This is a genomic window from Bartonella taylorii (genome assembly GCF_023920105.1).
Classification (GTDB): domain Bacteria; phylum Pseudomonadota; class Alphaproteobacteria; order Rhizobiales; family Rhizobiaceae; genus Bartonella; species Bartonella taylorii.
Window position 1 is genome coordinate 829959 of sequence record NZ_CP083693.1, and the last position, 12318, is coordinate 842276.

Here is a 12318-nt window from a genome sequence, read left to right on the forward strand (position 1 = left end):
GAAACAATTTAAATATAATATATGCTCATCTATAACTACATTCTGAATGCTTGCAAACATAACGATCATATTGTTGAAAAATTTATGTGCTCTATTCCTTATTGGGCTTATTTTTAGCGATAAAATGATCTGACAATTTATTGTCTCTTCCTTTCATTAAGAAGAAAATAACCTAATATTAAAATGCTTTATTTTGACCGATGTAAAAAAACTGTACAGATAGGTTTTTTTCGCCAAATTTCATTAACAGCTGCTCTCACTGCACGCCGCGTTGCTTCCCGAATAAGTTCATTATTTTTTCGTTTACTACGAGGAATATTATAAAGTGTATTTTCTACAATATCTAAAAGAATATCTCTCAAACTTTTCTCTTTTCCATTCTTTTCAGGTAATCCGAATGTGATTAAACCAATATCATCTAATAACTCATCTTTGCTGTTCATATGGAGGGAAACGGCAACGTAACCAGCATAACTTAGTTTGCGACGTTCGCGAATTCCTAATTCATCTTCATTCCCAATAAGACAACCATCTTTATAGATGCGGCCAACAGGAACTTGATCAATGACTTCTACAGGCTCTGGAGCAAGACGTAGTATACTACCATTTCTAATATCCCTAACAATTTTAATACCTGCTTGACGTGCTAAAGCCGCGTGAGCAGTAAGATGCATTGCCTCACCATGCACAGGAACAAGTATCTTTGGTTTTATCCAATCATACATCTGTAAAAGTTCTGAACGACGAGGATGACCAGAAACATGAACAAGTGTATCTTCATTTGTGATCGTTTTAATTCCCAGATCTATGAAACGATTTTGTATTTCAAGAATAGCTTTTTCATTTCCTGGTATACTTCGTGATGAATAAATAACGGTATCACCAGCAGAAAGCATAATCTTTCCCATTTCATTTCGCGATAGTTTAGCTAGGGCCGCACACGGTTCACCTTGACTCCCCGTCACAACCAAAACAATATTTTTCCGCGGAATATGCACATAATCATCTTCCGTAATAAATGGTACTAAGCCTTTCATATAACCAAGCTCTTCCGCAACCATAATACTTCGCTTAAGAGAGCGCCCAATAACAAGAACTTGGCGACCAACAGATTCAGCAGCAAGAGCAATTGAACGTATCCGACCAATATTAGAGGCAAAAGTTGCAAGAGCAACACGCCCTTCAGCTTTCGAAATAATTTCAGAAAGGCTTCTCTGAACTTGCTGTTCTGATGGTGATATACCATCCCGACATGCATTTGTGGAATCACAAAGTAAGGCTAAAACACCTTGATTCCCTAAAGCACGAAACCGTTTTTCATCTGTTACAGGACCAAGCGAAGGTGTATGGTCTATTTTCCAATCACCAGTATGAATCACAGTGCCTAAAGATGTTGTAAGTGCCAAAGATACAGATTCTGGAATCGAATGATTAACGGCTATAGCCTCAATTGAAAAGGAACCAACCTGAAAGCAATCACCAACTTGAAAAATATTGAGTGAAATTTTATGAGATTGAAAATCTGATTGTCTTTTACTCTCCAATAATCCCGCCGTAAAAGAAGTACAGTAAAGCGGAACTTTAAGCTTTGGTAATAAATCAAGGACAGCACCATAATGATCTTCATGAGCATGTGTCAAAATAAGACCCGATATATTATGTTTTTCACTTTCTAGAAAACGAATATCAGGCAAAATAAGATCTGCTCCCGGTAATTCAGGACCAGCAAAACTAACCCCCATATCAACAAGTAACCATTCACGAAGATTTTTTGGACCAAATCCATAAGCAGCCAGATTCATCCCTATTTCACCTACTCCTCCTAAAGGTAAAAAAACAAATTCATTTTCGTTGGCAATAACCATAAACATCTCCTAAAGCATTAAGATACCCTGATGATAAAATAAGATTTTATAAATTAATAACGACCTGCATTAGCAGAAGCAGCCAAACCAAAATGAACATCCCCAGCACTTATGATAGCTTGCTGACCATTTTTTTGTTTTACAATGCAGTTGAAATTACTATCAATACCATCAAAAAAACCTTCGATGATTTTTTCACCATTAACTATTTTGACATGCTGTCCAAGATGAACAGAATATGAAAGCCATTTTTCGCGGATTATATCGTATCCTCTTGGTTGTTTCCAAAGAAGGTGATTTTTAGAAAAACACTCCGTCAAAACCGTAAATAACTGTTCTGATTCAACATTTAAACCAATATTTTTTAAACTTGAAGTAGGATACGGCGCATCTTTATGATGATATTTTACATTTATTCCAATACCAATAACCAATGCGTACTGTTGTGGTGTCAATTTAAAAATTTCAAGCAAAACTCCAGAGCTTTTCGCTCCTCCTAGCAAAATATCATTTGGCCATTTTAAACGAACAATACTGTCTGTTTGCTTTTCATCTTTTACAAATTGTTTTACCGCCTCTACCACACTTACTCCGGCAACAAAACCAAGCTGAGCAGAAGTTTGGTGAACAATACCATCAATTAACAAAAGACTAGAATAAAGATTTCCTTTCGGACTATGCCATACCCTAGCTCTTCTTGCTCTTCCTTGTGTTTGCTCCTGCGCAACAATCCATAAATAGCCTTGATGACCAGCTTGTGCTTTTTCTTGTGCAATGAGATTTGTTGAAGCAACACTTCCGTAAGATTCAACAGTGTATCCTTGCTTTTGTGCAAAATCTGATAAGATATAAACCATATTCATTAAAACAATGCGGCGGCGGCTTTTTCTGCTAATTCAGTGAATAAAACTCCAAAAAGCATATAAAACAAAATGAATAATGCAGAAAGGCCAAGACAAAATTGAAGCTCTTTCGATAAAACAACAAAATGCGCTTTTGCGTCATCAAACCACATAATTTTAATAACTCTCAAATAGTAAAAAGCCCCAATAACAGACGCTATCATCCCAATGATAGCAAGTGGAGTAAGTCCAGCATGAACAGCAGCCGAAAATGTATACCATTTCCCAAAAAAACCAGCCATGGGTGGGATACTCGCTAAAGAAAAAAGTTGTATTGTCATCACAATAGCCATAAACGGATTAGTCTTTATTAACCCTGAAAGATCATAAATATTTTCAATATTTCCAACACTAGACCGCATTCCAAGAATAAAAGCAAATGAACCAAGCGTCATGCCAAGATAAATAGTCATATAAAGAATAACACTTTTTATTCCAAGAATATCTCCAGCAGCTAAACCAACAAGTGCATATCCCATATGACTGATTGACGAATAAGCCATTAAACGCTTAATATTGCTCTGGCCAATTGCAGCGAATGCACCAAGTATCATCGATGCAATCGCCATGAACACCAAAATTTGCTGCCATGCAGGCATAGAACCATCAGTACTACCTAGTGGAATAAAGGTCGCAACAATAACACGAATAATGAGTGCCATCGCAGCAACTTTAGGAGCACCCGCAAAAAATGCTGTAATAGGTGTTGGCGCTCCTTCATAAACATCAGGTGTCCACATATGAAATGGAACTGCAGAAATTTTGAAAGCCAAACCCGCTAAAATAAAAACAATTCCAAAAATAACCCCCAATTGTAAATTTTCACCTTTTAAAGCAATAGCGATTTCGCGAAAACCAATTTGACCGGTAAAACCATAAAGCAAAGAAATGCCATAAAGCAGTAATCCTGAAGACAACGCCCCTAAAACAAAATACTTTATACCTGCTTCAGAAGATTTGATATTATCACGATTGATTGCAGCTAAAACGTATAAAGCTAAGGATTGTAGTTCTAATCCCATATAAAGAGATAACATATTACCAGCTGAAATCATCAGCATCATGCCAAGGGTTGCTAAAAGAACGAGCACTGGAAATTCAAATATATCAAGCTTTTGCGCACAAGTAAAACCAACAGACATAATAAGAGCAAAGAGTGCACCAATAAGCGTTAAAATTTTCATATAACGGCCGAAAGAATCTATAATGAGCGCATTGGTTTGAAATACACCACTTTTCGGAAAAACAACGATAATAACAATAGCTGCTACAAGAAGAGCAATGGCCAAACCAATCACAGTTAAAGAGGAACGTGCATTGGAATAAACACCAATCAAAAGTAATACTATTCCTCCCAATGCTATTAAAATCTCTGGAAGAATTAATACTAATTGGGCTATTATTTCGGTTTGCATGTGCATTCTTCCCTTATCTAATGCAGTTTATTGATGAGGGCTTCTACAGAAAACGCCGTCGCTTTAAGAATAGGCGTTGGATAGATACCAAAAAATATTGTAAGAATAACCATCGGATACAGGATGAATTTTTCTCTTGAAGAAAGATCAATAAGTACTTTTAAATTTTCTTTGTCCAAGGAACCAAAAACTACACGTCGATAAAGATAAAGCGCATAAGCAGCCGATAAAATAACGCCAGTTGTAGCAAAAACGACAACCAATTTATTCACTTGAAAAACACCTACTAAAGTTAAAAATTCACCCAAAAATCCTGAACTTCCAGGTAAGCCTACATTGGCCATAGTGAAGATCAAAAAAACAACAGCATATTTGGGCATGTTATTTACTAAACCGCCAAAAGCTGAAATTTCACGTGTATGTAAACGATCATAAATAATCCCAACACAAAGAAATAAAGCTGCTGAAACAATTCCATGCGATAGCATCTGGTAAATAGCACCTTGGATACCTTGTTCATTTGCAGCAAAAATACCCATCGTCACGTATCCCATATGTGCTATTGAGGAATACGCAATAAGTTTTTTTATGTCATTTTGTACAAGTGCAATCAGTGATGTATAAATAATAGCGATAAGCGATAATGTGAAAACTAAAGGTGCAAAATCAGCTGAGGCAATAGGAAACATTGGTAAAGAAAAACGAAGAAAACCATAACCGCCTAATTTGAGTAAGACACCAGCCAAAATAACCGAACCGGCTGTCGGTGCTTCCACATGAGCATCAGGAAGCCATGTGTGAACCGGCCACATCGGCATTTTAACCGCAAAAGAAGCAAAAAAAGCAAGCCATAACCACATTTGCATATGCGCGGGAAACTGATAATTTAGTAAAGTCGGTATATCAAGTGTTCCAACTTTCCAGTACATAGCCATAAGAGCAACCAGCATAAGAACTGAACCAAGTAAAGTGTATAGGAAAAATTTTATACTTGCATAAACACGACGTGCTCCACCCCAAACACCTATAATAATAAACATTGGAATAAGGCTGCCTTCAAAAAAAACATAAAATAGCATCGCATCAAGAGCACAAAAGACTCCAATAACAGCAACCTCAAGAAGAAGAAACGCAATCATATAAGCTTTTAATCTATCTTTAATATTTTCCCAACTTGCTAAAACACAGAAAGGCAAAAGAAAAGCTGAAAGAACCACAAAAAGAACAGAAATACCATCAATGCCCATATGGTAGTGAATACCACTACCTAACCAATTAAATTTCTCAACCATTTGAAAACTAGGATTTGTATTATCAAATCCTGCCCAAATAATTAAGGAAATAATAAAAACAAATACGGTCGTAAAAAATGCTACATTGCGTATATTATGCCGTGCTACTTCGCTATCGTCTTTGATAAATAAAATCAGAAGCACACCAATAAGCGGTAGAAATGTAACCGTAGAAAGAATAGGCCAATCAATCATCAGTTTACGCCCCCGATCATCATCCATGTGATCAGCAATGCAACGCCTATAAGCATTGCAAATGCATAGTGATAAAGATAGCCTGTCTGCATCCGAACAACTCTATTTGTAATATCAACAACACGCGCTGCAATACCATTTGGACCTAGACCATCAATAATTTTACCATCACCCACCTTCCAAAAAAAGAAACTAATTTTGAAAGCAGAACGAACAAACAAAAAATGATATAATTGATCAAAATACCATTTTTGGTAAAGAAAATGATACACTCTTGGCATAACTCCAGCCAACTTTTTGGGAAGAGAAGGAAAAGAAATATAGAATAAATAGGCTAACATAAATCCAAGAACCATTGCTATAAATGGCGACCATTTTACCCAATTAAACACATGGTGGGCATCATGAAGAATGTGATTGTGGCTGCTTGTAAATAACGCTCCCTTCCAAAAAGCGTCATAAAAATCACCAAAAAAGTAAGGTTGAAAAACAATACCAGCAAACATTGCGCCAACAGATAAAATAAAGAGTGGAATCAACATAACTGGAGGCGATTCATGAACATGATGCATAACGTCAACAGTGGCTCGTGGTTTACCATAAAATGTCATGAATATAAGCCGCCATGAGTAAAAACTTGTTAATAAAGCAGCAAAAACAAGAAGACAGAAAGCATATCCTGAAGCAATATTATGTGATGCAAAAGCGGATTCTATAATCGCATCCTTGGAGAAAAAACCAGCAGTCCCGAAAAGTGTTCCTGGAATCCCAACACCTGTCAATGCAATGGTTCCTATCATCATCATCCAATAAGTTACCTTTATATGCTTACGTAATCCACCCATTTTTCGCATATCTTGTTCATCAGATACTGCATGAATTACAGAGCCAGCGCCAAGAAACAATAAGGCTTTAAAAAAAGCATGCGTAAAAAGGTGAAAAACAGCTGCTCCATAAGCGCCAACACCTAATGCAACAAACATATAACCAAGTTGTGAACATGTAGAATAAGCTATAACACGCTTAATATCATTCTGCACTAACCCCACAGTTGCTGCAAAAAACGCAGTCGTTGCTCCAACAATAATAATTACTGTCAAAGCAGTCGAAGAAAGTTCAAAAATTGGAGACATACGCGCAACCATAAAAACACCAGCTGTCACCATTGTTGCAGCATGAATCAGTGCCGATACAGGCGTTGGCCCCTCCATTGCATCAGGGAGCCATGTATGTAAAAGAAATTGTGCTGATTTTCCCATCGCACCAATAAACAATAAAAGACATGTAATAGTAATTGCCGTCTGTCTATCAAACTTCCAACCTAAAAATGTCATATTTTGTACAAAGCTATTGTCTGCAGCTTTTAAAAAAATAGAAGCAAAATCAACCGATTGGAATAAAACAAAAATACTAAAGATTCCTAAGAGAAAACCAAAATCTCCAACACGATTAACCACAAAAGCTTTCATTGCAGCCTTATTAGCAGAATCTCGCTGAAACCAAAAGCCAATGAGTAAATAAGAAGCAAGACCCACACCTTCCCATCCAAAAAACATCTGAATCAAGTTATTGGATGTCACCAACATAAGCATCATAAATGTAAATAAGGAAAGATAAGAAAAAAACCGAGACCTTGATGGATCATGATGCATATAACCAACTGAATAAATATGCACTAATGCTGAAACACTATTTACAACAATAAGCATAACAGCTGTTAATGTATCAATATGTAAAGCCCAATCAAAAGTTAAACCACCGACAGTGAGCCAATGTAATACTAATATATCAACTACTGGAGCATGACCAAGAGCAATATTAAAAAATGCTACCCACGAGAATATGGCAACAACTACCATAAAACTACATGTTATTAATTCATTCGCACGATCTCCTATAGTTTTCCCACCTATAGAAGCAATTAAAAAGCCCAAAAGTGGAAGAAAGACAATCGTATAATACATCACTGGTTAGCCTTTCATTACATTAACATCTTCAACAGCAATAGAACCACGATTGCGGAAAAAAACGACAAGAATTGCTAGACCAATTGCGGCTTCAGCAGCTGCTACCGTTAAGATAAACAAAGCGAATATTTGACCAACAAGATCATGAAGAAATGCTGAAAATGCAACAAAATTGAGATTCACTGAAAGCAATATAAGCTCAATGGACATCAAGATAATAATCACATTCTTTCTGTTGAGAAAAATTCCAGCAATACCGATTGTAAACATCAAAGCAGAAACAATGAGATAATGTGTGATATCAATGTGCATAGCACCCCCCTTAAACGCCCTTGCCTGATTCAACTTGCTTAATTTCAATTGCATTTTCTACTGTTCGAGAAACCTGCACTGCTATAGATTGTCGCTTGACACCTGACTTATGACGGAGTGTTAAAACAATCGCGCCAATCATTGCAGTCAACAAAATTATCCCAGCAATCTGAAAATAAAAAACATAATCCGTATAAAGAACATCTCCCAATGCCTGTGTATTTGTTCGTTGCAGTAAGTCCGGCATAGGTTGTGTAATATGTGTTCTAACAACTGGAGAAAAACGGTTACTCACAAAAACAACAATCAATTCTACAGCAACAATACCACCAACAAGAGCTCCAATAGGAGCGTACCGAAGTGCACCACTTTTTAACTCAGCAAAATCAACATCAAGCATCATAACTACAAATAAAAACAAGACTGCCACAGCACCAACATAAACAACAAGCAGAATAAGCCCCAAAAACTCTGCTCCTGCAAGCAAAAATAAAGCCGCAGCATTAAAAAATGCTAATATTAAAAACAAAACTGAATGCACAGGATTGCGCGCTGTAATAACAATAAAACCACTCGCAAGCATAATAAAAGCAAATAAATAGAAAAATGCCGCCGCTAGATCCGTTAGCATAGGCTTCTCCTCAATTAACCAAACAATTGGTATAAAATTTCATACCAGATTACAATTTATCGGAAATATTATCCGACACCTCACTCAATGATACACTTAACGATAAGGTGCATCCATCAATATATTTCGAGCAATTTCTCGCTCCCAGCGATCTCCATTCATTAAAAGCTTCTCTTTATCATAATAAAGTTCTTCACGCGTTTCTGTTGCAAACTCAAAATTTGGACCTTCTACAATAGCTTCAACTGGACAGGCTTCTTGACAAAAACCGCAATAAATACACTTAACCATATCTATATCATAACGAACAGTTCTACGTGTACCATCATTGCGCCGCGGCCCTGCTTCAATTGTAATAGCTTGCGCAGGGCAAATCGCTTCACATAATTTACAAGCAATACACCGCTCTTCACCATTCGGATAACGACGTAGAGCATGTTCCCCACGGAACCGCTGAGAAACAAAGCCCTTCTCATAAGGATAGTTAATCGTAGGTTTTGGTGAGAAAAACTGACGCATCGCTAAGAAAAAAGCACTCACAAATTCCAAAAGAAGGAGCGATTTTGCTGCTTGAATAAAACCTGACACAGTAAAACCTCCTCTTAAGCAAAACCAATATATTTTAAAAAACTAGCAGTTATCACGACCATCGCCAATGAAAGAGGAAGAAACACCTTCCAACCAAGGCGCATGAGCTGATCATAGCGATAACGTGGAACAAATGCTTTGACCATAGCAAACCAAAAAAATACAAAGCAAACTTTTAGAACAAACCAAATGACACCAGGAACCCAATTAAGCCACCAAACATCCAAAGGAGGTAACCACCCCCCTAAAAATAATATGGTTGTTAATGCGCACATTAAAACAATAGCAACATACTCCCCAAGAAAAAAGAGCATATAAGGCGTTGAAGAATACTCCACCATATGACCAGCAACAAGCTCAGATTCTGCTTCCACCAAATCAAAGGGAGGGCGATTTGTTTCTGCGAGTGCGGAAATAAAAAATATAATAAACATTGGAAAAAGAACGAGCCAATTCCAATCAAGAAAACTGCTAAAAGGAAGACCAAGAGTCGTCCCAAATCCATGACTTTGTTTATGAACAATCGTTGTGAGATCCAATGAACCACTTATCAAAATGACCGTTACAAGTACAAATCCTATGGAAACCTCATAAGAAACCATCTGCGCTGCCGAACGAAGAGCTCCTAAGAAAGGATATTTTGAATTTGATGCCCACCCTCCCATAATAACGCCATAAACTTCAAGAGATGAGATGGCTAAAATATAAAGCAAACCAACATTAATTTTTGCAACTTCCCAGCCTTCATTAACTGGAATAACAGCCCAAGTTGATAAAGCAAGCGTAGCAGAAACAAAAGGTGCCAAAAGAAAAACACTCTTATTAGCACCAGCAGGTATAATAGGCTCCTTAACAACAAATTTAATTAAATCCGCAAAAGACTGTAATAAACCCCATGGACCAACAACGTTTGGTCCACGACGCAATTGTACAGCCGCCCAAATTTTTCTGTCTGCATAAAGAAGATACGCAACTAAGACCAAAAGAACAATTAAAAGGAGAAGTGTTTTTCCAACTATAATGAGCAATGGCAATAACCAAGTCATAAAGAAATCATACATCATTATTCCTTTGCCCTTACTCTACGGCTTGCGTAATATGGTTCTTGGCAAGAGATGAACATTCAGCCATAACCGCAGAAGCACGCGCTATCGGATTTGTCAAATAAAAGTCTTTAACCATAGAAGTAAATGCTTGCCTCTCTAGTGCAATCATTTGTGAACCAAGCGCTTTAAGATTGCTTATACCAGAAGGCTCTATATCATCAATGGAACAAAGATGTGGATAATCATTAAACAAACTCTGTCTTAATTGAGAAAGCGAATCAAAAGGAAGCTTTCTTCCTAAAACATCCGATAAAGCACGTAAAATAGCCCAATCTTCTTTTGCTTCACCAGGGGCAAACCCAGCCCGATTTGTCATTTGAACACGTCCTTCTGTATTTACATAAAGTCCTGATTTTTCAGTGTAAGCTGATGCTGGTAAAATAACATCAGCAGCATGTGCACCATTATCACCATGACTCCCAATATAGATTGTAAAAGCTTTTGTATTGGCTAGTTCTATTTCATCCGCACCAAGTAAAAATAAAACTTCACAGGTTTTAATAATATTTGCAACCCCCAATTCAGAAATAAAACCAATGTCCAATCCTCCAACAGCCGACGCCGCATTGTGAAGAACACCAAACCCATTCCATTCTTCGTTAAGAGCTCCAATATTATCAGCTAATTTTGCAAGATTTTTTAAAACAGATAAACCTTCTTTACCTGAAAGAGCTCCCTCTCCAATAAGAATAAGTGGCCTTTTTGCCTCTTTTAACACATTTAAAAACCCATCCTCTCCACGAATAAGAGCACTCAATGCATCAGTACCATCTCCAAGATAAGAGTATGGATAACGTAAATCGACCCTTTCTCCAATTAATGCAATGGGAAACTGTCCCTTTCGTTGGCGCTTTAAAATACGTGCATTTAAAACAGCGGCCTCATGACGCGGATTAGACCCCACGATAAGCAATGCATCAGCTTGCTCAATGCCTACAATTGTTGGATTAAAAATGTAACTCGAACGCCCTAATTCAGAGGATAAGGCCATTCCTCTTTGACGACAATCAAAAATCTTTGACCCCAATGAAAGCAGCAATGTTTTAAGTGCATACATTTCCTCAACGGATGCAAGATCTCCTGCAACTGCCCCGATTTTTTCTGGCAAGGTTTTGGAAACCATCATTTTAATTGTTGCAAAAGCTTCCGTCCAACTTACAGGTTGAAACTTTCCATCTTTGCGCACATATGGCTTATCAAGCCGCTGAGTGCGTAATCCATCCCAAATAAAACGCGTTTTATCAGAAATCCACTCCTCATTTATATCTTCATTTGTACGCGGCATAATCCGCATAACTTCACGACCACGGCTATCAATGCGGATCGCACTACCAAGTGCATCCATTACATCAATCGATTCCGTTTTAACCAATTCCCAAGGACGTGCATGAAATGCATAAGGTTTTGAAGTTAAAGCCCCTACTGGACAAAGATCAATAACATTCCCTTGTAACTCAGACGTCATTGCTTTTTCAAGATATGTGGTAATTTCAGCATCTTCACCACGACCTATCAACCCAAGCTCAGAAATACCTGCTACTTCTGTTGTAAAACGAACACAACGTGTGCAATGAATGCACCGTGTCATTACAGTCTTTACAAGTGGCCCAATATATTTATCTTCTACAGCACGCTTATTTTCTGTATAACGAGAACAATCACGCCCATAAAGCATTGCTTGATCTTGAAGATCACATTCCCCCCCTTGATCACACACAGGACAGTCCAAAGGATGATTGATGAGGAGAAATTCCATTACACCTTCACGTGCTTTTTTCACCATCTCTGTGTTGGTAAAAATTTCTGGCGCTTCACCATTAGGTCCTAACCGTAAATCACGGACTCCCATAGCACAAGAAGCCTGGGGTTTTGGAGGTCCTCCCTTGACCTCAACCAAACACATGCGACAATTTCCAGCAATTGATAAAGATTCATGAAAACAGAAACGCGGCACTTCAGCACCCGCAGCCTCAGCTGCCTGAAGCAACGTATAGTAATCAGGAACTTCAATCTCTTTACCATCAACTTTGATATTTACCATCACT

General features: G+C 37.6%; 10 protein-coding genes. All 10 read right to left on the bottom strand.

Annotated elements, in window-relative coordinates:
- Positions 1-188 precede the first annotated feature (188 nt).
- The 10 genes from LBE40_RS03705 to nuoG all read right to left on the bottom strand — a co-directional run bounded on the left by LBE40_RS03705 (position 189) and on the right by nuoG (position 12314).
- Complete coding sequence (locus LBE40_RS03705; RefSeq protein WP_004860032.1) at positions 189-1865, bottom strand: ribonuclease J; 1677 nt, start codon at positions 1863-1865, stop codon at positions 189-191.
- A gap of 53 nt (positions 1866-1918) precedes the next feature.
- Positions 1919-2728: a biotin--[acetyl-CoA-carboxylase] ligase gene (locus tag LBE40_RS03710; RefSeq protein WP_004860034.1), complete on the bottom strand. Its 810-nt coding sequence runs from the start codon at positions 2726-2728 to the stop codon at positions 1919-1921.
- Positions 2728-4182 (bottom strand): NADH-quinone oxidoreductase subunit NuoN, encoded by a 1455-nt coding sequence (gene nuoN, locus LBE40_RS03715; protein ID WP_004860036.1) that lies wholly within the window; start codon positions 4180-4182, stop codon positions 2728-2730. The genes LBE40_RS03710 and nuoN overlap by 1 nt, the downstream gene beginning before the upstream one ends.
- A gap of 17 nt (positions 4183-4199) precedes the next feature.
- A complete protein-coding gene (locus tag LBE40_RS03720) occupies positions 4200-5669 on the bottom strand; it encodes an NADH-quinone oxidoreductase subunit M (protein WP_040297002.1) in 1470 nt (489 codons plus the stop codon).
- Positions 5669-7633 (bottom strand): NADH-quinone oxidoreductase subunit L, encoded by a 1965-nt coding sequence (nuoL, locus tag LBE40_RS03725; RefSeq protein WP_004860041.1) that lies wholly within the window; start codon positions 7631-7633, stop codon positions 5669-5671. The genes LBE40_RS03720 and nuoL overlap by 1 nt, the downstream gene beginning before the upstream one ends.
- A 6-nt stretch (positions 7634-7639) precedes the next feature.
- On the bottom strand, positions 7640-7948 hold the full coding sequence (gene nuoK, locus LBE40_RS03730) for an NADH-quinone oxidoreductase subunit NuoK (RefSeq protein ID WP_004860043.1): 309 nt from the start codon (positions 7946-7948) through the stop codon (positions 7640-7642).
- Between the two features lie 10 nt (positions 7949-7958).
- Entirely contained in the window at positions 7959-8579 is a 621-nt protein-coding gene (locus tag LBE40_RS03735; RefSeq protein WP_004860045.1) for an NADH-quinone oxidoreductase subunit J, read from the bottom strand.
- A gap of 96 nt (positions 8580-8675) precedes the next feature.
- Positions 8676-9167, bottom strand: a complete 492-nt coding sequence (gene nuoI, locus LBE40_RS03740; RefSeq protein ID WP_004860049.1) for an NADH-quinone oxidoreductase subunit NuoI — start codon at positions 9165-9167, stop codon at positions 8676-8678.
- 14 nt (positions 9168-9181) lie between these two features.
- Positions 9182-10228, bottom strand: coding sequence for an NADH-quinone oxidoreductase subunit NuoH (nuoH, locus tag LBE40_RS03745; protein WP_004860051.1), 1047 nt, complete (start codon positions 10226-10228; stop codon positions 9182-9184).
- 16 nt (positions 10229-10244) lie between these two features.
- Positions 10245-12314, bottom strand: a complete 2070-nt coding sequence (gene nuoG / locus LBE40_RS03750) for an NADH-quinone oxidoreductase subunit NuoG (protein ID WP_004860054.1) — start codon at positions 12312-12314, stop codon at positions 10245-10247.
- Between the last annotated feature and the right edge of the window lie 4 nt (positions 12315-12318).